The 22651-nt window shown below is 56.8% G+C and carries 20 protein-coding genes and 1 riboswitch; of the genes, 10 read left to right on the top strand and 10 right to left on the bottom strand.

From position 1 onward, the window contains the following. Positions 1-81 precede the first annotated feature (81 nt). Positions 82-1191 (top strand): iron-sulfur cluster carrier protein ApbC, encoded by a 1110-nt coding sequence (gene apbC, locus FFS28_RS09075; RefSeq protein ID WP_137849377.1) that lies wholly within the window; start codon positions 82-84, stop codon positions 1189-1191. A 91-nt stretch (positions 1192-1282) separates the two neighbouring features. On the opposite strand, the gene FFS28_RS09070 is transcribed toward apbC, so the two are convergent. Next, entirely contained in the window at positions 1283-1762 is a 480-nt protein-coding gene (locus FFS28_RS09070) for a GNAT family N-acetyltransferase (RefSeq protein WP_137849376.1), read from the bottom strand. Then, entirely contained in the window at positions 1713-2045 is a 333-nt protein-coding gene (locus FFS28_RS09065; protein WP_006176384.1) for an RcnB family protein, read from the bottom strand. Before FFS28_RS09065 ends, FFS28_RS09070 begins: the two co-directional genes overlap by 50 nt. Positions 2046-2512: 467 nt before the next feature. On the opposite strand from FFS28_RS09065, the gene FFS28_RS09060 reads away from it, so the two are divergent. The 3 genes from FFS28_RS09060 to FFS28_RS09050 are packed head-to-tail and all read left to right on the top strand — an operon-like array spanning position 2513 to position 6296. Further along, the gene (locus tag FFS28_RS09060; RefSeq protein WP_137849375.1) at positions 2513-3649 is read left to right on the top strand and encodes a polysaccharide export protein; all 1137 of its coding nucleotides are present in this window, start codon (positions 2513-2515) and stop codon (positions 3647-3649) included. Then, positions 3649-4098, top strand: a complete 450-nt coding sequence (locus FFS28_RS09055) for an arsenate reductase/protein-tyrosine-phosphatase family protein (protein ID WP_137849374.1) — start codon at positions 3649-3651, stop codon at positions 4096-4098. The genes FFS28_RS09060 and FFS28_RS09055 overlap by 1 nt, the downstream gene beginning before the upstream one ends. Then, complete coding sequence (locus FFS28_RS09050) at positions 4098-6296, top strand: polysaccharide biosynthesis tyrosine autokinase (protein ID WP_137849373.1); 2199 nt, start codon at positions 4098-4100, stop codon at positions 6294-6296. The genes FFS28_RS09055 and FFS28_RS09050 overlap by 1 nt, the downstream gene beginning before the upstream one ends. On the opposite strand, the gene FFS28_RS09045 is transcribed toward FFS28_RS09050, so the two are convergent. Together FFS28_RS09045 and FFS28_RS09040 are read right to left on the bottom strand one after the other, a co-directional pair. Further along, positions 6293-7636, bottom strand: coding sequence for an NCS2 family permease (locus FFS28_RS09045; protein ID WP_137849372.1), 1344 nt, complete (start codon positions 7634-7636; stop codon positions 6293-6295). The two genes, FFS28_RS09050 and FFS28_RS09045, sit on opposite strands and share 4 nt — an antisense overlap. Before the next feature lie 20 nt (positions 7637-7656). Next, a complete protein-coding gene (locus FFS28_RS09040; protein ID WP_137849371.1) occupies positions 7657-9435 on the bottom strand; it encodes an adenine deaminase in 1779 nt (592 codons plus the stop codon). A 123-nt stretch (positions 9436-9558) separates the two neighbouring features. Between FFS28_RS09040 and FFS28_RS09035 the strand changes: the two genes are divergently transcribed. Continuing rightward, positions 9559-10479, top strand: coding sequence for a LysR family transcriptional regulator (locus FFS28_RS09035; RefSeq protein WP_171007398.1), 921 nt, complete (start codon positions 9559-9561; stop codon positions 10477-10479). A gap of 76 nt (positions 10480-10555) precedes the next feature. Further along, positions 10556-11071, top strand: a complete 516-nt coding sequence (locus FFS28_RS09030) for a protein disulfide oxidoreductase (protein WP_058609808.1) — start codon at positions 10556-10558, stop codon at positions 11069-11071. Positions 11072-11107: 36 nt separating this feature from the next. On the opposite strand, the gene FFS28_RS09025 is transcribed toward FFS28_RS09030, so the two are convergent. The 3 genes from FFS28_RS09025 to FFS28_RS09015 all read right to left on the bottom strand — a co-directional run bounded on the left by FFS28_RS09025 (position 11108) and on the right by FFS28_RS09015 (position 14720). Next, complete coding sequence (locus tag FFS28_RS09025) at positions 11108-12574, bottom strand: pyridoxal phosphate-dependent decarboxylase family protein (protein WP_137849370.1); 1467 nt, start codon at positions 12572-12574, stop codon at positions 11108-11110. 18 nt (positions 12575-12592) lie between these two features. Beyond that, positions 12593-13969, bottom strand: coding sequence for a diaminobutyrate--2-oxoglutarate transaminase (locus FFS28_RS09020; protein WP_006176373.1), 1377 nt, complete (start codon positions 13967-13969; stop codon positions 12593-12595). Positions 13970-14282: 313 nt separating this feature from the next. Continuing rightward, positions 14283-14720 (bottom strand): hypothetical protein, encoded by a 438-nt coding sequence (locus FFS28_RS09015; RefSeq protein ID WP_137849369.1) that lies wholly within the window; start codon positions 14718-14720, stop codon positions 14283-14285. Between the two features lie 767 nt (positions 14721-15487). Continuing rightward, positions 15488-15584: riboswitch (TPP riboswitch) on the top strand. Positions 15585-15619: 35 nt separating this feature from the next. Here FFS28_RS09015 and thiM point away from each other — a divergent pair. The 3 genes from thiM to FFS28_RS08995 are packed head-to-tail and all read left to right on the top strand — an operon-like array spanning position 15620 to position 17976. Next, positions 15620-16390, top strand: coding sequence for a hydroxyethylthiazole kinase (thiM, locus tag FFS28_RS09005; RefSeq protein WP_137849367.1), 771 nt, complete (start codon positions 15620-15622; stop codon positions 16388-16390). Continuing rightward, a complete protein-coding gene (gene thiD / locus FFS28_RS09000; RefSeq protein WP_137849366.1) occupies positions 16387-17187 on the top strand; it encodes a bifunctional hydroxymethylpyrimidine kinase/phosphomethylpyrimidine kinase in 801 nt (266 codons plus the stop codon). Before thiM ends, thiD begins: the two co-directional genes overlap by 4 nt. A gap of 42 nt (positions 17188-17229) precedes the next feature. Then, on the top strand, positions 17230-17976 hold the full coding sequence (locus FFS28_RS08995) for a GntR family transcriptional regulator (RefSeq protein ID WP_137849365.1): 747 nt from the start codon (positions 17230-17232) through the stop codon (positions 17974-17976). Here the strand turns inward: FFS28_RS08995 and FFS28_RS08990 are convergent. Genes FFS28_RS08990 through FFS28_RS08980 form a run of 3 tightly spaced genes read right to left on the bottom strand, consistent with a single transcriptional unit; the run spans position 17950 to position 21178 of the window. Beyond that, entirely contained in the window at positions 17950-18903 is a 954-nt protein-coding gene (locus tag FFS28_RS08990; protein WP_137849364.1) for a PfkB family carbohydrate kinase, read from the bottom strand. The genes FFS28_RS08995 and FFS28_RS08990 overlap by 27 nt on opposite strands. Further along, a complete protein-coding gene (locus FFS28_RS08985) occupies positions 18900-19904 on the bottom strand; it encodes an ADP-ribosylglycohydrolase family protein (protein ID WP_137849363.1) in 1005 nt (334 codons plus the stop codon). The genes FFS28_RS08990 and FFS28_RS08985 overlap by 4 nt, the downstream gene beginning before the upstream one ends. Further along, complete coding sequence (locus FFS28_RS08980) at positions 19901-21178, bottom strand: nucleoside permease (protein ID WP_006176350.1); 1278 nt, start codon at positions 21176-21178, stop codon at positions 19901-19903. Before FFS28_RS08980 ends, FFS28_RS08985 begins: the two co-directional genes overlap by 4 nt. A 251-nt stretch (positions 21179-21429) precedes the next feature. Here FFS28_RS08980 and fbaB point away from each other — a divergent pair, with 251 nt between their 5' ends. Continuing rightward, complete coding sequence (gene fbaB, locus FFS28_RS08975; RefSeq protein ID WP_006176348.1) at positions 21430-22482, top strand: class I fructose-bisphosphate aldolase; 1053 nt, start codon at positions 21430-21432, stop codon at positions 22480-22482. Positions 22483-22651 lie beyond the last annotated feature (169 nt).

Below are 22651 nucleotides of genomic sequence, written 5' to 3'. Positions count from 1 at the left end.
CATTATTAAGTAAGCACAAACCACGGCCTTTCAGGTAAACTTGTCATCTAAGGTCTTATTCACAAGAACAAAGGAGTCGGGATGAGTTCTCAATCCCAGGCCAAATCACCGGAAGCCTTACGAGCAATGGTCGCCGGGACGCTGGCTAATTTTCAGCATCCAACCCTGAAGCACAATCTCACCATGCTGAAAGCGCTTCACCACGTCGCATGGCTGGACGACACGCTGCATATTGAACTGCAGATGCCGTTCGTCTGGACCAGCGCATTTGATGTCCTCAAAGAGCAAACCAGTTCCGAACTGCTGCGCATCACCGGTGCAAAAGCGATTGACTGGAAGCTGAGCCACAGCATCGCCACGCTTAAGCGCGTGAAAAACCAGCCGGGCATTAACGGCGTCAAAAATATCATTGCCGTCAGCTCTGGTAAGGGCGGGGTAGGTAAGTCCTCCACCGCGGTCAACCTGGCGCTGGCGCTGGCTGCCGAAGGGGCGAAAGTCGGTATTCTGGATGCGGATATTTACGGTCCGTCCATCCCGGCTATGCTGGGCGCAGAAAACCAGCGTCCAACCTCGCCGGACGGCACCCACATGGCACCGATTATGGCGCACGGTCTGGCAACCAACTCTATCGGTTATCTGGTTACAGACGATAACGCGATGGTCTGGCGTGGCCCGATGGCCAGCAAAGCGCTGCTGCAAATGCTGCAGGAAACGATGTGGCCGGATCTGGATTACCTGGTGCTGGATATGCCGCCGGGCACCGGTGATATTCAACTGACGCTGGCGCAGAACATTCCCGTGACGGGGGCAGTGGTTGTGACCACGCCGCAGGATATTGCCCTGATCGACGCCAAAAAAGGCATCGTGATGTTCGAGAAAGTTGACGTGCCGGTGCTGGGCATTGTCGAGAACATGAGCATGCATATCTGCAGCAACTGCGGGCATCATGAGCCTATTTTCGGCACCGGTGGTGCAGAGAAACTGGCCGCGCAGTATCACACTCAGTTGTTGGGTCAGATGCCGCTGCACATTACCCTGCGTGAAGATCTGGATAGCGGAAAACCGACGGTGGTGAGCCGTCCGGACAGTGAATTTACCGAGATGTATCGTCAACTGGCGGGGCGCGTTGCAGCGCAACTCTACTGGCAGGGCGAAATCATTCCCAGCGAAATCGCCTTCCGCGCGGTGTAATTCTTCTGCGTTGAGTGCCGGGTGATGGCTTCGCCTTACCCGGCCTGTGACATACGGTTTGGTAAGTCAGGTACGCGAATCGCCACCTGACTTAACCAGGCCGATAGTGCATCAAATAATACTCGCCTTCTGGCGAATCTCCCGTCGCCTCGATGTGCCAGGCGTGACGCTGGTAAAACGCAACCGCCCGTTCATTCTTGACCAGACACTTCAGTGCGCCAGTGCTGGTGAAGGTCTGTTGCACCTGCTCCAGCAATACGCTGCCAACCCCAAGTCCCTGATACTCCGGGCCGACGAACAGGTTGTGCAGGAAGTTATCGTTAGGCCAGACGGAAGCAAACCCCACGCGATGCCCGTTTTGCACCGCCACCCAGATCTGCTCGTCGCGGGTGGCCGCGTCAAAATCTTCCAGCTGCCAGTCTTCACTGTTCAGCCAGGGCCAGGCCTCGCGCCGGGCATGAAGAAACAGCGTGCGCAGGAAAGGACGATCGCTTTCCTGCCACGGACGGACGAAAACGGGATTAGCGGTGATAGAAGATATCGCCGTTGTACGCTTTGTAGATCTTGCCATCGGCATCGCCAATCAGGACGTAATTCTCGCCCATGTAAGTCCAGTGTGTGCCAGCATCCGGCGCCGGAAGGTTACGGAGCTGATACTGCTTGATCGTGTATTCTGGCGTTTGATACATCGCAGGTGCCGTATCGCCAATTTTGAACTTTGTGAAATCGGCAATGAACTCTTGCTCTTCATAGGCCTTGATGCCAGAAGGCGCAGACGCTGTTTGCGGGGCCGCGGACGCTGCACCCGCCAGAGACATCATTACACCCAGAAGCAGCCATTTATGCTTAGCCATTTTTTCTCCAGTTATACCGTTACTGATACTCACAGCCTGCTGTTGCGTTGACAGTGTGGCAGATAGCCTATTTTAAGTACCCCAGCAGAGGTTGTTCGAAAAAAAATGTAACAAAAATGGACGGTTTTGTGTAGGGCAAAAGGTTAATGATATATTTTTCGTGAATATAAAAACCTCAGACTAATTCATTGCTGTGATATTTTTTTTAATTAATTCTGAAAATGCATGCCAGATATAATTTTATAATAAATATGGCATGCATTTTATCAAAAGAAGTTTTAAGCTAATAAAAGCAGAGCCGTTTAAACATTGCTCGCGGATTTTTGGTAGCAATGTTAATTCTGCTCACCATTCGATGACGCATGCTTTATCTGTTTTATTTAATTCAGTTTTTAATAAAAAAGTGGTGACATCAGTATGTTGCCGTATGCGCGTCCGTCGCGTTCATGAATAAAAAATTTATACAAATGAAAAGCACAACAACATTCTCTGTAATTTTCTTAACAATATCTCAATTAACGGGTTGCGTATTTTCTCCAGGGCAGAATCTCAGCACGACCGGAAAAAATATTGTCGCATCTTCGGATGAAACTAATTTAGATAAACGCATAGACGTCTATCCTCTAACACCTTCAATTATCGAAAAACTCCGTCCTGCGGAATCGAAATCTCAGCCGAATCCTAAACTGGATGAGCAGATCAAAAACTGGGAATACCGCATCGGAGCGGGTGACATTTTGACCGTCACCGTGTGGGACCACCCTGAACTCACCACCCCGGCGGGGCAGTACCGCAGCGCAAGCGACGCCGGTAACTGGGTGAATGCGGACGGTACGCTTTTCTATCCTTACGTCGGCAAGCTCAACGTGCTGGGAAAAACCGTGGCAGAGGTGCGCGAAGCGATTACCCGCAAGCTGGATAGCGTCATTGAAAGCCCGCAGGTCGATGTCAGCGTGGCCGCGTTCCGGTCGCAAAAAGCGTATGTCACCGGCGAAGTGGCTAAATCCGGCCAGCAGCCCATCACCAACATTCCCTTGACGGTGATGGATGCGGTCAACGCGGCGGGCGGGCTGTCTGTCGATGCGGACTGGCGAAACGTGGTGCTCACCCACAACGGCGAGGACTCACGCCTCTCGCTCTACGCGCTGATGCAAAAAGGCGACCTGACGCAGAATAAACTGCTTCATCCCGGCGACATTCTTTTTATTCCGCGCAACGACTCCCTGAAAGTGTTCGTGATGGGCGAAGTTGTTAAGCAAAGCACCCTCAAAATGGATCGCAGCGGCATGACGCTTGCCGAAGCGCTGAGCAATGCAGGCGGCCTGAATCAGGATATGGCGGATGCCACGGGGATCTTTGTCATTCGTTCCGTTGCGAAGAAAGGCCAGCAGGACAAAATTGCCAGCATCTACCAGCTGAATGCACAGGATGCGTCTGCCATGGTGTTAGGCACGGAATTCCAGCTTGAACCCTATGACATTGTCTACGTCACGACCGCGCCGCTGTCGCGCTGGAACCGCGTGATAAGCCAGCTTGTTCCGACGATCAGCGGCGTTCACGACCTGACCGAAACGGTGCGTTACATCAGATCGTGGCCGCAATAATGTTTAATTCAATATTAGTGGTTTGCACCGGCAACATTTGCCGTTCACCCATTGGGGAGCGGCTGTTGCGCCAGCAGTTACCCGGCAAGCAGATCTCCTCTGCTGGCGTGTGGGGGATGGAAGGATCGCCGGCGGACGAAGGCGCGCAGTATGTGGCATTACGTCATGGGATCTCTCTTGACGACCACAGATCGCGCAAGCTAACGCCAGGCCTGATGCAAAAAGCCGATCTGATTCTGGTGATGGAGCCGGAACATCTTCACTTTATTTCCGCCATTGCGCCTGAAATTCGCGGGAAATCGCTGCTGTTTGGGCAATGGCTGGAATCGCAAAGCATTCCCGACCCGTACCGTAAAAGCTATGCAGCATTTGAATATGTTTTCGAGCAGTTAGGAAAAGCCAGCCGGGAGTGGGCTCGCCGTTTGGGTCAAAAAGGAATAACGCATTAATGACGTCTTACAGCACAGACAACTATGGTGCAGCCGCACCTCAAGCCAGTGAAGTTGATTTCGTACGACTGCTCGGCGAAGCGATCGATCATCGCGTCAAGATCGTCTGCATCACGCTCCTGTTTACCCTTTTGGCAGGCGCGTGGGCGTTCTTTACCACGCCGGTCTACCAGGCGGATGCGCTGGTACAGATTGAATCAAAACAGGAAAACGGGCTGCTTAAAAACTTAGGCCAGCTTGATTCTGGTCTGTTACCGGATGCCACGCCGGAAATATTGCTGCTCAAGTCGCGCATGATCCTTGGTGAAACGGTGGAAAATCTCGGGCTGACCCAGCAGGTTCATCAGCGCGTCTACCCGGTGATCGGGCGTTTATGGGAGCGCATTCAGGGACGCAAGCCGGGCGATATTCAGCTCGGCTGGCTGCAGATCCCCCATCAAGACGGTAAACCCCAGACGCTGGTGCTCACCGTACAGGCGCAGGGGCAGTATTCTCTGGATGGCGACAATTTCCACGCGCAAGGCGCAGTTGGCAAGCCGCTTGCGAAAGCGGGCGTCTATCTTCATGTCCAGTCGATTGACGCAGAGGTGGGGACCGAGTTCACGCTGAAAACACTCACGAAGCTTGAGGCGATCAACGCGTTAAGCAAAAGCTTTACGGTCAAAGAAATGGCCAAGCAGAGCGGCATGCTGGCGTTAACGTTGACCGGCAAAGATCCGCAGAAAATTACGAAGGTGCTCAACGGCATCACCAGCAATTTTCTGAAGCAGAATATTGCGCGTCAGGAAGCTCAGGACACCCGCAGTCTGGCGTTTTTGGAGCGCCAGCTGCCTAAAATCAGCGGCGAGCTGGATGAGGCCGAAGAACGGCTTAATGCGTATCGTAAACAGCGGGATTCCGTCGACCTGACGCTGGAAGCGAAGTCGATTCTCGATCAGGTGGTCAACGTTGAAAATCAACTTAACGAACTGACCTTCCGCGAGGCGGAGATCTCGCAGCTGTTTAAGAAAGATCACCCGACCTATCGCGCGCTGCGGGAAAAGCGGCAGACCCTGGAGAACGAACGCAGTCGGCTTAACCACCGCGTCTCAACCATGCCCACCACGCAGCAGGAGATCTTGCGTCTGAGCCGTGACGTTGAATCCGGTCGCACCATCTATCTCCAGCTGCTGACGCGCCAGCAGGAGCTGAATATCTCGCGTTCCAGCGCGATTGGTAACGTGCGTATCATCGATCAGGCTGAAACCCAGCCTGAGCCGATCAAACCTAAAAAAGCCCTGATTATCATTCTCGGGTTTGTGGCGGGGCTGGCCCTTTCACTGGGCTACGTCATTGCCAGCGTGGCGTTAAAACGCGGCATTATGAGTTCGGAACAGCTGGAGCCGCTGGGCGTTCCGGTTCTGGCCACGCTCCCGCGCTCGGTTTGGCTCTGGAAGAAAACGCACCTTCGCAGTAAAAGTTTGTTTGCCTCACGCTGGCGGCACACCACCTCGAACGTGCCGTTTTTGCCGGTAGACCGTCCCGCAGACAGCTACGTCGAAGCGGTGAGGGGCCTGCGTACCAGCCTGTACTTTACGATGATGGACGCTGCAAACCGCATTGTGATGTTCTCTGGCCCGACTCAGGACTGCGGGAAAACCCTGGTCAGTACTTCACTGTCGGCCATTGCCGCCCAGTCGGGACAAAAGGTGCTTTTTATCGATGCGGATATGCGTGAGGGCTACGTTCATAAAATCTTTGACCTGAATAACGACTGCGGGCTGTCGAGCGTGCTTGAAGGAAAATGCGACGGCGTGCAGGCGATTCAGCGGTTCGAGAAAGCGGGCATCGACGTGATGACCAGCGGACCTACGCCGACCCATCCGGCGGAGCTACTGATGAATGAACGCTTCAGAGCGCTGATGGCATGGGCCAACGAGCGCTACGATTTGGTCGTGCTTGATACGCCGCCGGTGCTGGCCGTTACCGACGCTTCCCTGGCTGCGCAAACGGCGGGAATTACACTTCTGGTCTCCCGTTATGCCAAAACCAGCGTGAAAGAGATCGAGAACAGCTTAAAACGCCTGCAGCAATCTGGCGTGGGCGTCAGCGGTATTATTCTGAACGATATTATTAAATCCGCTGCGCTGTATTACAGCGAGGGGTATAGCCAGTATGACTACGGCTACACCCCGAAGCGTAAACAGCGCAAAGGTTAGTGCTTCACCAGCGTCGCAAAGTAGTACACCAGGGGAATGGCGAGGATCCACAGACCAACGGGGATTTCACGCCATTTCCCGGCAATTGCTTTAATCACGATGTAAAACAGCAATCCTCCCGCAATGCCTGTGCCGAAGCTGTTGGCAATCAGCGTGATCATCACCATCATCAGCACCGGCAGGCCGTCGGTGAAATTCGCCAAATCCACTTTTCTCAGCCCGCTAAACATGTTCAGGCCAATCAGAATCAGCGCTGGCGCGGTGGCTTCTTTCGGGATCATCAGCGCTACCGGGGTAAAGAGCAGCATCAACAGGAACATCACGGCGGCAGCCAGTGCCGTCATGCCGGTTTTGCCCCCGGCTTCGGCAGCCGCTGAAGATTCAATCAGCGCGGTCGCCGCAGGAATGCCAACCCACGGGCCAATCGCAGCGGCAATCGAATCCACCATAAACGGACGGTTAATGTGGGGCATGTTGCCTTCCTCGTCCAGCAGACCCGCTTCACCGCCTACCGCCAGCGTGGTCCCCATGGTGGAGAAAAATTCCGATGCGAAGAAGACGAACAGGAAAGGCAGAAAGGCAATGTTGAGTGCACCCAGCATATCGATATGCCCCAACACCGGGGTCAGCGAGTGGGGGAGATCGAGAAAACGCGCGGGCAATTTTGTTACGCCAGCCGGGATGCCAATCAGCGTGGCAAACAGAATTGCCCACAGGATCGCCCCCGGTATACGACGCGCCTGAAGGGCGATAGCCAGAAACAGGCCCGCCAGGGCGACCAGCGCGGCCGGAGCGAGAAAATCCCCCAGCATCAGCGCATTGGTTTTGGCGTTCGCCAGCACCAGCCCGGCGTTGCGGAACCCCAGCACGGCGACGAACAGCCCGATGGAGGCCGTCAGCCCGAGCTTGATTGACTGGGGAACGGAGCGGGTCACCACTTCACGCAGGCCAAAACGCGTCAGCAGGAAAAACAGGATCCCTGACCAGCAGGCGATACCCAGGCCAATTTGCCAGCCAATGCCTTCGCTTCCCGCCAGGGTCACGCCGACCAGCACGGAACCACCAATACCTGGCCCGACGATAAACGGCAGATTGGCATAGAAAGCCATCAGCAACGTGCCCGCGACGAAGACCAGAATGGTGCCGGTTGTGGCAGCCCCCTTGTCCATACCGCCCACGGCCAGCAGCCCCGGTATCACCACCAGCAGATAGGCAGCGGCCAGAAAACCGGTGATCCCCGCCAGACACTCGGTGCGCACGGTACTGCCCCGCGCCCGCAGTGCAAAACGTCGTTCAAGCCAGCTCCCTGGTGCTGGCGAATTAACGGTGTTGTCGGCCATTATCCGGCTCTCCTTCGCAATTATGATGTAATGTCCGGGGTTTCCCGGTAAGAAATCAGCGGATCGACAATTTCGCGTGTCGATCCATCCGTCAATCCAAGATCGGTCAGATGCGGCCCGGCGTTACAGGCGAGACAGGTTCCCTCTATCGCCTTAAAGACGCGGTAGGGCGGCTCCCAGTCGGCAATCAGGCTGCTGCGATCGCGCAGCGCCTTGAAATGGCGGGCCAGCTCATCAGCAGGCAGTTCAGAGAGCATCCCCGCAATCGGCATGGCGACATGGGCAATCACCTGGCCATGCTGGGCCAGCGCCATTCCGCCGCCGCTTTGGATAAGCGCGCGGGCGGCCAGGGCCATCTCTTCGGGATCGCGCCCCAGGACCACCAGGTTATGCGAGTCGTGAGAATAGCTGGTGGCAATGGCGCCGCGTAGTTCTCCCCAGCCTTCCAGCAGAGCCATCTGCGGTTTTGCCGCGTGCCGCGCGTGGCGATGCTGAACCCAAATCAAACTGAAACCACTCGGGATCTGCACCCGCCCGTTGCGCACCTGAGCCTCGGTTTCTCCCCAGCGGGTGAATCGCGCGCCGCTGATATGGCGCAACCGGGCAACGCCTTGGTGGGCGTTTGCGATACGTATCTGGAAATCATCGACGCCTGGCGCGGGCAGCTGCACCGTATCGCGCGGGAGCGTCAGGGGGGTATCGGGCAGAGAAGTCAGCATCTTCCCGTTGCGGGCGATCTCTTTTCCGGCAACATAGACCTGGCGAGCCGTGAGCTTTTGCAGCGAATCAAAGACGACCAGATCCGCGCGGCGCCCGGCGGCAATCAGCCCCAGATCGTTGCGCTGCAGGCGAATGGCCGCGTTCAGCGTGGCGAAGCGCAGCGCGTCCGTTGCCGCTAAACCGTGCCCGATGAGCAGGTTCAGCAGCGCGATAATGCCGCCTTTCTCCAGCAGGATGTCCGGCGGCACATCGTCGGTACAGACCGTGATCTGCGAGGAGAGATGCGGCAACGTTTTCAGGGCGTTAACAATATCGGGCAGCAGATAAGGGTGGGAGCCACGAATTTCCAGCGTCAGCCCGGCGCGCAATTTCTCCAGCGCGTCGTCTGCGGAGGTCAGCTCATGGTCTGAGGTCACACCCGCGGCCAGATAAGCCTGTAGATCGGCACCGCTAAGCCCGCGCGCATGGCCCTCAATGAGCTTGCCGCTCTCCAGCCCCGCCTGCATGATCTCCAGCATGCGCGGGCTGCCGTTGAGCACACCATGCATATCCATCACTTCCGCCACGCCGCGCACGTCCGGCCAGCTCAGCAGCGTTTGCATTTCCTGTCCGACAAAATCGGCCCCGGACATCTCGAGGCCCGGCGTGGAGGGCACGCTCGACGGCGCGGCGACCATCACCTGCAGGGGTAAATTCCGGCTGGCCTCAATGGCAAAACGGACGCCTTCAATACCCAGCACGTTCGCCAGTTCATGCGGATCCCAAAATACCGCCGTGGTGCCCTGCGCCAGCACGATTTCGGCGTAGCGGGCGGGCAGCAGATGCGAGCTTTCCAGGTGGACGTGCGTGTCCATCAGCCCCGGCGATACGTACTGGTTGTTCAGAACCTGTATCTCATGCGCGTCGGTACGGCTGCCCCGGGGATGCACGCTGGCGATCAGTTCGCCAACGATGCCAATATCCGCCTCGCGGATCTCGCCCGTGGCCATATCAATAATGCGCGCGTGGGTGAGCAGCAGATCAAAGGGCGTTTCGCCTCGCGCGGCCTGAACGGCGCGGCGTCGGGTTTCGGAAGTCATGCAATTAACGGTTCCAGCTTTAAAACAATGACGCTACTCTATGCACGCGGCAAACGTTTGCCCAGCTGATAAAATTTATCGCCCGATAACGGCGGGTTATTCTGTGACGTGTAGACAAAGATAATGATGATGGAACCCTGGCAGCGCTTGCCCGCGCTTTCGCTTCGACAGCTACAGTATTTTGTGACGCTGGCGCAGCTGCGTCATTTTACCGACACCGCTAACAAGCTGGCAATCAGCCAGCCGGCGCTGAGCAGCGCGCTGCGGCAAATCGAGACGGTGCTGGGCGGCAAACTGGTGAACCGCACGGCCTCGGCGGTCACGCTGACGGAGCTTGGCGCTGCCATTCTGCCACACGCCCAGCGGGTGCTCAGCGTGGCGCAACTCGCGTTCGATGATATGCAGCACATCGTGCAGGCCGGGGGCGACGGCACCGTGCGCATTGGGCTGATCCCCTCCGTGAGTTCGCTGCTGTTTCCCCGCCTTCCGCAGATCCTCGCCCAGGCTTTTCCCCGTCTGAGGGTGGAGTTTCTCGATCAAACTAACGATGAGCTGGTCGCCCAACTGCTAAAAGGGCAGATCGATTTTGGCGTGGGTGCTATCGATAATACGGTGCCCGACCGGCTGGACCTCTTTCCGCTTCAGGACGATCCTTTTGTGGCGGTGTTCCACCGCGACGACCCGCTGGCCGCGTCGGCACACATACCCTGGAAGCAGCTGGCCGGGCGCGATATCGCCGTCTTTTCGAAAGGCAATATTCAGCGGCTGGTGGCGGCGCTGGCAGAAAGCCATCGTCTGTCCCTGCAGACGCGCTACCAGGTCGACTACATCGAAACCCTGTATGGTCTGGTGCGTTCCCGGCTGGCCCTGGCGATTTTACCGCAGCTGTATACCACCCATCTGCAGGACCCGCAGCTTTGCGTGGTGCACCTGCAACAGCCCGCGCTGGCCCGCACGGTGGCGCTGATGCGGGCACCTCAGACGCTCCCGCCGTTTATCGAATCCTGCTTTACCCTGATGGTCGACACCCTGCGGACATCCTGACCTCTATGCGACACTTCTTTACAGCGAGGCGGGGCGATGCTCGCTAAGATAACCCTCGTCAATAGATGAGGGTACAATGGATAACCGTAAAGTGAGTAAACTGCGCCGCTGGGTGCGGGAAGGGTGTGTTTTAATCCTGCTGGTTATGGTCGTGATGTGGGGCGTGGATCAGTTCCGCAAACCGACGTTGCCTGCCAGCTTCAGCGCGACACCCATGCAAAGCATCGACGGCAAAACGTACGATATTGCCGCGCTCAGCCAGGACCGGCCGCTGCTGATTTACGTCTGGGCGACTTGGTGCAGCATCTGCAGGTTCACTACCCCGTCCGTCAGCGCTCTGGCAGAAGAGGGCGGCAACGTCGTGAGCATTGCGCTCCGCTCCGGTGATGATGCCAAACTGCACCGCTGGGTAGAGAAGAAACAACTCGCCATGCCGGTCATCAACGATGCCAACGGCGCGCTGTCGCAGGAATGGCAGGTGAGCGTCACGCCGACGCTGGTGATTGTGTCGAAAGGCAAAGTGGTGAGTACCACAACGGGCTGGACAAGCTACTGGGGAATGAAGGTCAGACTCTGGTGGGCGGGAATATAAAAATAACCCCTCTCCCTGACGAGAGAGGGGCTGAGATTACTTCGCCAGAACTTCCTGAGCGGTACGCTCAACCAGCGACAGCAGGACTTTCACATCTTCCAGCGTCACGGTTGGGTTCAGCAGGGTCAGCTTCAGGCAGGTGATGCCGTTATGCTCGGTCACGCCGACGTTCGCGCGGCCTGACTCCAGCAGCGCGTCGCCAATTTTCTGGTTCAGCAGGGCGATGCCCGCGTCGTCCATCTGCGTCTCTGGGCGGAAGCGGAACAGCACGCTTGCCAGCTGTGGCTGCATCACCAGTTCCAGAGCAGACTGCGCTTTCACGTAGTCCGCAACCTGCTGCGCCAGCGTCACACCGTGATCGATAATCGCCGCATACTGCTCCTGACCCAGCGCTTCCAGGCTCATCCACAGCTTCAGCGCGTCGAAACGACGGGTTGTCTGCAGAGACTTGGACACCAGGTTTGGCACGCCTGCTTCTTCATCGAACTCAGAGTTCAGGTAGGCCGCCTGATAGCGCATCAGCTCATAGTGACGCGCTTCTTTCAGTAGGAACGCGCCGCAGCTGATGGTCTGGAAGAACTGCTTGTGGAAGTCCAGGGTAACGGAATCCACCAGCTCAATACCGTCCAGGTAGTGACGATACTGCTCGGACATCAGCAGCGCGCCGCCCCAGGCCGCATCAACGTGCACCCAGATGTTCTGCTTCGCCGCCAGTTCAGCAATCGCACGCAGCGGATCGATAGCACCGGCATCGGTGGTACCTGCCGTCGCAACAATCGCCAGGATCTGTTCGCCGTTGGCATTGCACTGCTCGATTTTCGCCGCCAGATCGTTGAGATCCATACGCGAGAATTCGTCCGTTTTCACCTGGAGCACGGACTGATAGCCGAGGCCCATCAGCGCCATGTTTTTCTGCACGGAGAAGTGCGCGTTTTCGGAGCACAGCACGCGAATTTTATGCAGATCGCCGACCAGACCGTTCTGCTGAACGGAGTGGCCCTGACGCGCGAAGAAAGCGTCGCGCGCCAGCATCAGGCCCATCAGGTTGCTCTGGGTACCGCCGCTGGTGAAGACACCCGCGTCGCCAGCCTGATAACCCACGCGGGTACGCAGCCATTCGATCAGCTTGATCTCAATAATGGTTGCGGACGGGCTTTGATCCCAGGAGTCCATGCTCTGGTTGGTGGCGTTGATCAGCACTTCCGCCGCCTGGCTTACCACCAGGCTTGGGCAGTGCAGGTGCGCCACGCACTGCGGGTGATGAACGGACAAACTGTCTTTCAGGAAGAACTCCACGGCGCGTTCAATCGCCGCGTCGTTGCCCAGCCCTTTCGGGTTGAAATCCAGCTGAATACGGTCGCGCAGCTCCGCGACCGTTTTGCCCTGATACATCTCAGGCTGTTTAAGCCACTGCATCACAGCCTGAGTGCTTTGTTCAATCGCCTGCTTGTAAGCATCAATGCTCTGCGCAGAGGAGAACAAAATTGGGTTTGAATCAGACATCGTAATCAACAACTCCGGTTACGCCGGGCGAACGCCCGCAGCAAGCAGCGCCTGCTCGAATTTATCCAGGAACACTTTCAGCTCTTCATCGCTGATCAGCAGTGACGGCAGCAGACGCAGCACGACGCCGTTACGGCCACCGCGCTCCAGAATCAGGCCCGCTTCGAAGCACTTCTTCTGGATCAGCGCTGACAGCTCGCCGTCGCCAGGGAAGCAGCCCATGTGGTCAGCGGCTTCGTCTGGCTTGACGATCTCAATACCGATCATCATGCCCAGACCGCGAACGTGGCCGATCACCGGATAGCGTTTCGCCATCTCTTTCAGCTGGCCTTTCAGCCATTCGCCCTGTGCAGCCACTTTGTCTGCAATGTTCTGGTCTTTCAGGATTTTCAGCGTCGTCAGACCGGTTGCCATCGCCAGCTGGTTGCCGCGGAACGTGCCGGTGTGGTGGCCTGGCGCCCATGCATCGAACTGCTTTTTGATACCCAGCACAGCCAGTGGCAGACCGCCGCCAACCGCTTTGGACATCACGATGATGTCTGGCTCAATGCCCGCGTGCTCGAAGGCGAAGAATTTACCGGTACGGGCAAAACCTGCCTGCACTTCGTCGAGGATCAGCAGAATGCCGTGTTCCTGAGTCACTTTACGGATGCGCTGCAGCCACTCAGCCGGAGCCGGGTTCACGCCGCCTTCACCCTGAACGGCTTCAAGGATCACCGCCGCAGGTTTACGCACGCCGCTTTCAACGTCGTTAATCAGGTTGTCGAAGTAGTAGGTCAGCGCTTTCACGCCCGCTTCACCACCGATACCCAGCGGGCAGCGGTACTGATGCGGATAAGGCATGAACTGCACTTCCGGCATCATGCCGTCTACGGCTTCTTTCGGAGACAGGTTGCCGGTCACGGACAGCGCGCCGTGGGTCATGCCGTGGTAACCACCCGAGAAGCTGATGATCCCGCTACGGCCGGTGACTTTTTTCGCCAGCTTCAGCGCCGCTTCAACGGCGTCAGCACCGGACGGGCCGGTAAACTGCAGGCAGTATTCTTTGCCCTGACCTGGCAGCAGGGAGAGCAGGTATTCTGAAAACGCGTCTTTCAACGGCGTAGTCAGATCCAGGGTATGTAACGGCAAGCCGCTGGTAATGACATTTTGGATGCTTTTCAGCACATCAGGATGATTGTGACCAAGCGCAAGGGTGCCCGCGCCAGCTAAACAATCAAGGTATTCTTTATTATCTGCATCGGTGATCCACACGCCTTCTGCTTTAGTGATCGCTAAAGGCAGCTTGCGCGGATAACTGCGGACGTTAGATTCGAACTCGGCCTGACGGGCCAGATAGGTTTCGTTGCTTTTAGGGGCATCTGCGGTGTCAATACGGACTTTATCCGTCATCATATCTCTCCTACAACCGCGGCTTCGTTATGCGCCACGATTGAATAAATAGTTTTAAAAAATAGATGGGGCCTGAAAAAACGCCGCCAATATAGAGCCTTTTGACACGTGGCTCAATCGATAATTTGCTTACCGTTTTGTTACATGGCGAACAGGGCGGGTTTTATCCCAAATTTAACCCACCAGACGGTGGTTTTTATTCAGGCAGAACAAGGGGTTTCACGTGTTTGTTGAGGACTGCAAATGTACGTCAAAGAGTGTTACAAATCGTGCCTTTTTTTAAGGGATAAGGAGGCTTTACGCCTCCTTTAACCGGTTATTGTTGCGTCACCTGTAAAACGCCGTGCTCGCGACCGGTCGTTTTATTCCAGGACGCATCCGTAATACCATTGTCATCAAGCACAATCGATATAACGTACCCCGCGCCGTGGATTTCATAGAAATGGGCGTTCAGACGCTTAACGGTCGCCTTTTTGCCATTGACCGTCGCACTAAAAAAGCCGTTTGAAATGGTGGCGTTAAGCCCGTTTGCCGAGAAAGAAGCTTCCCGCATCGGGTCGTGAATTTGTGCTGCCTTATCGGGCGGCGCCGCGTTTTCCGCTTTGCTTTTGTTAATATCGCACGAGCCATCGCTGGCGCTTATTTCAGTACATCCCGAGCGTTCTAACTGAGCGCGATACTGCGCGTTGATGGCGTAAGCCGGCGCGGTGGCGACGGAGAACAGCAATGCGATAAGGGCTAATTTCGTTTTCATATTCCTGCCTCAAGGATGTTTTGTATGTTCAGGATGCGTCTCTGTCGCCCGGGCCGCGTTTGCATAAGCCGCGGAAAGGGACGCATTGGTAATGCTTTGTTGCCTTTGTTGCTCAGAGAGATAACATGTATCGTAGCTCACCCCTTTCGCGGTGCAATTCGCGATCCGCTGTTCAGGCGAGGCACATCCCGCAAGCATGGCCGTGCTTATGACTATCATCATCAACTTCTTCATGTTATTGCCTTATAACCTACACAGATAATAAGAAACGTACATCACGCCAATCCAGATCCCGAGAGTAATAAGCATCAGGTAGAGGGCGGCAGAGAGAAATATATATTTAGACATGTTAGTGACTGTTTTCGTTATTATTGCTAACGAACTAAAGGTTAATATAATCGTGTATATACGAACCCGCACATGGGGTTTCATAAAAGTGAAAAAGATAACTGGGATGAACTATCCAGTAAGGTGACGTTTAAAACTTTGATTAAGATCACGTTAAGCACGAATTGCAACAGTGAGAGTGAGTGGAAAATATTAATGTAAACATTAACTTATGTGTTTTTATAGCGTTCTGAAGATAAGTCGTTGATTGCACATGCGTTAACTGGAGTAATGTTTTCAAGGTTATTATGAAGCGGTGCAATCGCACAGTCTCAGGTTATTATTTCGAATGAAACTCACTGTGTATTAAGTGAAAATGCCTCTCTTAAAAATCAAAAAAAACAGATTAAACAAAGGGCGCTAATTCGTTATACTGGTGTCTCTTTGACTCGGGGTGCCCTTCCACGTGAAGGCTGAGAAATACCCGTATTACCTGATCTGGATAATGCCAGCGTAGGGAAGTCAGATGCCTTCCCGGTCATCGCTTCTTCACGCAAGGCAGGAGCGAAACCATGCAGCCTGACCTGCTCGATTTACACGTTTTACATCAATTCCGCACCCGTTCCCCGCTCACGCACTGTATGACCAACGACGTCGTGCAGACCTTTACCGCCAACGTGCTACTGGCGCTGGGCGCATCGCCCGCCATGGTGATTGAAGCGGAAGAGGCTGAACAGTTTGCCGCGCTTGCTGATGCACTGCTGATTAACGTCGGCACGCTCACTTCACCGCGCGCGCAGTCGATGCGCCGCGCCATTGAGCGCGCCGTGGCGGCAGGAAAGCCCTGGACGCTTGACCCGGTTGCTGTAGGCGCGCTGGCGTTCCGCAGCCGTTTTTGCCATCAAATCCTCACCCTTAGCCCTGCCGCTATTCGTGGCAATGCCTCGGAAATCCTCGCGTTGGCCGGGATGAGCGCGGGCGGACGCGGGGTGGACACCACCGATACCGCCGCCAGCGCGGTACCTGCTGCAAAGGCACTGGCACGGCAAACCAATGCGATAGTGGTGGTGACGGGAGAGGTGGATTACATCACCGACGGGCAGCGTACCCGCACGGTGGCCGGGGGCGATCCGCTGATGACCCGGGTAGTGGGCACCGGCTGCGCGCTCTCGGCGGTGGTTGCGGCCAGCTGTTCGCTTCCCGGCGACAGGCTGGATAACGTCACGGCCGCCTGCGGATTTATGAAGCGTGCCGGCACGCTTGCCGCGTCGCAAAGCCGTGGTCCGGGCAGTTTTGCCAGCGCCTTCCTCGACGCGCTGTACACGCTGGAGGTGCAGGCATGAAACGCATCAACGCACTGACTATCGCAGGCACAGATCCGAGCGGCGGCGCGGGGATCCAGGCCGATTTGAAAACCTTCTCGGCGCTTGGGGCGTACGGCTGCTCCGTCATTACCGCGCTGGTGGCGCAAAACACGCGCGGCGTGCAGTCGGTCTATCGCATTGAGCCGGATTTTGTCGCGGCGCAGCTCGATTCCGTTTTCAGCGACGTGCGCATTGATACCACAAAAATCGGCATGCTGGCCGAGACCGATATCGTTGAAGCGGTGGCGGAACGGCTTAACCGCTACCAGGTGCAAAACGTGGTGCTTGATACCGTGATGCTGGCCAAAAGCGGCGATCCGCTGCTTTCCGCGTCGGCCGTTGAGACGCTGCGTAAAAAGCTCCTGCCGCAGGTGGCGCTGATCACACCGAATCTGCCGGAAGCCGCCGCGCTGCTGAACGCGTGTCACGCGCAAAACGAGCGAGAGATGAAAGAGCAGGGGGCCGCGCTGCTGGCGATGGGCTGCGGTGCGGTGCTGATGAAAGGCGGACATCTGGACGATGCACAAAGCCCGGACTGGCTGTTCACGCGGGACGGCGCGCAACGTTTTACCGCCCCGCGCGTGCAGACCAAAAACACCCACGGGACGGGCTGTACGCTCTCTGCCGCGCTGGCGGCGCTGCGTCCGCGCCATGCGAACTGGGCCGATACGGTGCAGGAGGCCAAAGTCTGGCTCTCACACGCGCTGGCAAAAGCCGATTCTCTGGAAGTGGGTCACGGTATTGGCCCTGTTCACCATTTTCATGCATGGTGGTAAGCCGTATACTGACAGAATACACCTCGCCTGAGAAAAACAGAGATGGAACAAGCGCATACCCGGTTGATCGCCCAACTCAATGAACGGATCGCCGCGCCCGATAATACGCCGCTGTACCTGAAATTTGCCGAAACGGTCAAAAACGCAGTACGCAGCGGCGTGCTGGCACACGGGAATATCCTGCCGGGCGAACGTGACCTGAGCCAGCTGACCGGGGTGTCACGCATCACCGTGCGTAAAGCGATGCAGGCGCTGGAGGAGGAGGGCGTGGTCACGCGCGCCCGCGGCTACGGCACGCAAATCAACAATATCTTCGAATATTCGCTCAAGGAAGCGCGCGGGTTTTCTCAGCAGGTGGTGCTACGCGGTCAAAAGCCTAACACCCTGTGGGTCAACAAGCGGGTGGTGACCTGCCCGGAAGAGGTGGCTAACCATCTTTCCCTTCCGCCGGACAGCCAGGTTTTTTTGCTCAAACGCATCCGCTATGTGGATGACGATGCGGTGTCGATTGAGGAATCCTGGGTGCCGGTCGGGCTGATCCCCGATCCCGATGCCATCGGTGTTTCGCTGTACGACTATTTCCGCAGCCAGAATATCTTCCCCCAGCGCACCCGCTCTCGCGTCAGCGCGCGGATGCCGGACGCTGAATTCCAGACTCACATTAAGATGGACGAAAAAATACCGGTGCTGGTGATCAAGCAAGTTGCGCTTGACCAACAGCACCGGCCGATTGAGTACAGTATTAGCTACTGTCGCAGCGATTTATACGTCTTTGTATGCGAGGAGTAGCGCCTCTCGCGTGGGGGCACAGTCGCCGCCGCGGTGGCTGACCACCCACGCGGCGACCGCATTTCCCAGCCGCACCGCATCCGCCAGACTCCAGCCCGCCGCCAGGCCGGCAAGCGTGCCGCCCGCGTGGCTGTCGCCCGCGCCAATGGTGTCCACCACCGTTGCTGAAAACGCTGGCACGTAGCCCGAGGCGTCGCCGTCGTACCAGGCCGCACCGTCTTTATCGTGCCGTACGATCAATGGCGCGGCGAAACGCTGCTGCCACTGCGCGCCGAGGGTGTCGACATGCATACCCGCTCGTTCAGCGGCAATATCCGCCTCCTGGCGATTAAGCGACACAATCGGTTTGCAGGCCATGATCCGCGCCATCAGCGCGTCGGGGATATCGGCAATGCGCGGGCCGAAGTCGATAAACGCGGTGACGTCCCGCAGCCCTTCCAGCCAGCGCGTCAGCCGTTCACCGCTCGGCGACGCCAGCTGATACCCGGACAACGAGACCAGGCTCCCTGGCGGCACGTTCAGCGCATCCAGCCAGCTCTGCTGCCACTGGTTTTCCACGCCGCTAAATGACATGAACGTGCGTTCGCCGTCGGGCTCGACCAGCGCCAGGCACCAGCCGTTATCGCCGGATTCGGCCTCGATGGCGCTGTGCAGATCCTGCTTCGCCATGGCGTTACGAATGATATCCGCCCACACGCCGTGCCCAACGGGCAGGGCATTTTGCGTCTCGATCCCAAGGCGTTTCAGGGCAATGGCGATGTTCAGCGCACAGCCGCCAATGTTTACTCCCTGCTGCTTTAGCTCGATATCACACCCGCGCCACGGCAGGGCGTAGGCATCGGCGATGACATCAATGACCGCCGCGCCCAGCACCGTTACCGGACGCGTGGTCGTAAGCGTGGCAAGGCTGTGGGCAAATGAACTCATACGCCCTCCCTTTGCTCCCGGTAGTGCAGCAGTTTTTCGCAGTAGTAGCCGAAATCAAGCTGGTTAATGGCGTCTAGCTCGGCCTTAAGCGCCGGGTCAATCGCCTGCACGCCGTGAAGCGCGCCGCAGATTGCCGTTGCCATCGCACCGATGGTGTCCGTGTCACCGCCCAGATTGGCGCACAGGATCGCGCAGCGGTTCGGGTCGGTTCCGGCCAGTTCAACCATCGCGATAGCCGCAGGTACGGACTCAATGGTGCTGGTTCCCGCCCCGATAAGCTGATAAATCTGCTCGCTGGCGGACTCTGTCCCGTTTGCGTTGCGCACGGTTTTAAGCGCCAGCTCAATGCGGGCCGCAAGCGAAGCGCTAAAGGTGGTGGATTTCGCCTCCTGCGCCGCGCGTGCGATCCCCGGCAGGGCATCGACGATGTTCTGCCAGGACTCACCGTCGATGGCGCGCGTAATCGCCCAGGCAATCACGACCGCGCCGGCAACGGCCAGATCGGATTTATGCGTTGGGCTGGAGGCCAGCGCCACCTGCTCAACAAAATGCGCCAGACGCGTGGCGGGAAGCAGGCAGCCCAGCGGGGAAGCGCGCATCGCCGCACCGTTGGTGACGCCGTTGTTCTCCAGCTCGCTGACCGGCTTGCCGTCGCGGATGGCGTTAAGGGCAATTTTGGAGGTTGGCCCTAACACGTTCTTATTAAAGGCATCGAAGTCCAGCGCCCAACGCAGAATATGCTTGCCGATAACGTCGGCGTTGATCTCCCCCTCGCACTCGATAATGGCGTCGGCCAGGCACAGCGCCATTGACGTATCGTCGGTGAATTCGGCGCGGTTGAAATAGCAGGCCGCATTATTTTCTGCCGGGCCGGGTAAGAAGTGGTCAATCCAGCCGAAGTGCGCTTTGACGCGCTTTCGTGGCCACAGCTCCGACGGCATGCCCATCGCATCCCCTAACGCCTGCCCGTAAAGAGCACCGAGAATACGTTCTCGTTTCATTTAACTTCCCCTCGTGTCAGCGCGGTATCGCCATCAACCACCTCAATTGCGGTGATCTCTTTATCCGATTCGCGGAAAAACAGCATAAACAGCACGGCGATCACGGCAATCATGATCCCGCCAAACGTCCACATTCCGGCCCAGTTGAAGGTCAAGCCATTCACCGGCTCTTTATATGCGAACATTTTTTCCATCATCACGCCGCCCAGGCGGTAACCCAGCAGGCTACCAAAGCCCTGACAGCACAGCGTAATCAGGCCCTGCGCCGCGGTGCGCATGTGCGCGGGCGCTTTTTTGTCCACGTAGATGTACGCGGTCACGTAATAGAAGTCGTAGCTCACCCCGTGCAGCAGAATGCCGAGGAACAGCAGGGCATAGGTGAAGTACTGTTCCGCGCCGCCGTAAACAAAGAAGCCATAGCGGATGGCGGCGGTGATCAGGCCCAGTAACAAGACCTTCTTAATACCAAAGCGTTTGGTGAAGAACGGCAGGGCCAGCATAAAGAAGATTTCGGAGAACTGGCCGAGCGTCATCCAGCCGGTGGCGTTTTTCATACCCACTTCGGTGAGATAGCCGTTGGCGAAGATGTAGTAGAAGGCCAGCGGCATGGCGAACAGGAACGAACAGATAAAGAACACCAGGAAGTTTTTATCGCGCAGCAGGATCAGCGCGTCCAGCCCCAGCATCACTTTGACATCCAGCTTGCCGGTACTTTTCGGCGGGGTGTTTGGCAGGAACAGCGCGAACACGCCGAGCAGCGCGGAGCTGGCTGCGGTCATCAGCAGCGGAATATTGGTATCCGAAATATCGTTGTAGCCCAGCATCTGCGGCAGGAAACCGCACGCCAGCCCGGAGGCGATCCAGCCGATGGTGCCCATCACGCGGATGCGCGGGAAATCGGCTTCGACATCATCCACGTTGGCAAAGGCGATGCTGTTGGTCAGCGCAATGGTCGGCATGTAGGTTAATGAGTAGGCCAGCAGCAGTGGGAAGAAGGTGCTGAACTGGGTTTGCTGTGCAGCGAAGTACATCAGCACCGCCCCGGCGAACATCAGCACTGCCAGCACTTTCTGGGCGGCAAAGAAACGGTCGGTGAGCGAGCCGACGAGGATCGGCGAGACGATCGCGGCGATGGCGGTACAGGCGTAAGACCAGCCAATTTCCCCCGCGGTAAAACCGCTTTTGCTGAGCCATAGCCACAGTGGCACAAACCATGCGCCCCAGATAAACCATTCAACAAACATCATGAATGACAGTTGGACTTTCGTTTTCATTGTTTAATCCTGCATGTCAGAGAGGGTACGCCTTTAACATACCATCTAATAATACCTTTTAAATACCTTTAAGGCGATTGTTTGATCGGTGTAACAAAATTGTTGTAACCGAAACGAGCCAGCAGATTGTGCTTAAAAAAGTTGCAGATGGTGGAAAATCTGTTAAGTCGGTACCAGGCTTAGTCTGCCCACAACACGGTGGGACTGGATAACACATGCCGACATCACGTCGGACTTACGGGAGCATCACTATGACTGATATTGCGCAGTTGCTTGGCAAAGACGCCGACAGCCTTTTACAGCATCGTTGTATGACCATTCCAGCCGACCAGCTTTACCTGCCTGGTCACGACTACGTAGATCGCGTAATGGTGGACAACAACCGTCCACCGGCGGTACTGCGAAATATGCAGACGCTCTACAACACCGGACGACTGGCCGGCACAGGTTACCTCTCTATTTTACCTGTAGATCAGGGTGTTGAGCACTCCGCAGGGGCATCCTTTGCGGCTAACCCGCTTTACTTCGACCCAAAAAACATTGTTGAGCTGGCGATTGAAGCCGGCTGTAACTGCGTGGCCTCCACCTATGGCGTGCTGGCCTCGGTGTCGCGCCGCTATGCGCACCGCATTCCGTTCCTCGTTAAACTCAACCACAACGAAACCCTGAGCTACCCGACGGAATACGACCAGACGCTCTACGCGAGCGTTGAGCAGGCGTTCAACATGGGCGCGGTCGCGGTCGGCGCGACCATCTACTTCGGCTCCGAACAGTCGCGTCGCCAGATTGAAGAGATTTCTGCGGCGTTTGAACGCGCGCATGAGCTGGGTATGGTCACGGTGCTGTGGGCCTATCTGCGTAACAACGCGTTCAAAAAAGACGGGGTGGATTACCATGTTTCCGCCGACCTCACCGGCCAGGCGAATCATCTGGCGGCCACCATCGGCGCGGATATCGTCAAGCAGAAGATGGCTGAGAATAACGGCGGCTACAAGGCGGTGAACTATGGTTACACCGACGACCGCGTGTACAGCAAGCTGACCAGCGAAAACCCGATCGATCTGGTGCGCTACCAGCTGGCGAACTGCTACATGGGTCGCGCCGGGCTGATTAACTCCGGCGGTGCGGCGGGCGGTGATACCGACCTCACTGACGCGGTGCGTACGGCGGTGATCAACAAACGCGCGGGCGGCATGGGGCTGATCCTTGGTCGTAAGGCCTTCAAGAAAACCATGGCCGACGGCGTGAAACTGATCAATGCGGTACAGGATGTCTATCTGGATAGCAAAGTGACGATCGCGTAACGTTTTGCCCCTCACCCTGACCCTCTCCCGGTGGGAGAGGGAATAGTATCTCCTTCCCCTTTGGGGTGAAGGGAAACCAAAACCCTATTTCATTTCACCCAAACACCCATCCCGATCCACCTCACATTTCCCCTTTCTTTTGTGAAAAGTGTCACTCCTTGCCGTGCAT

This window comes from Enterobacter sp. 2VL (assembly GCF_005503595.1).
Lineage (GTDB): Bacteria > Pseudomonadota > Gammaproteobacteria > Enterobacterales > Enterobacteriaceae > Enterobacter > Enterobacter cancerogenus.
Note: the sequence above shows the minus strand (reverse complement) of the source record. Positions and strands in the feature narration are given on the sequence as shown.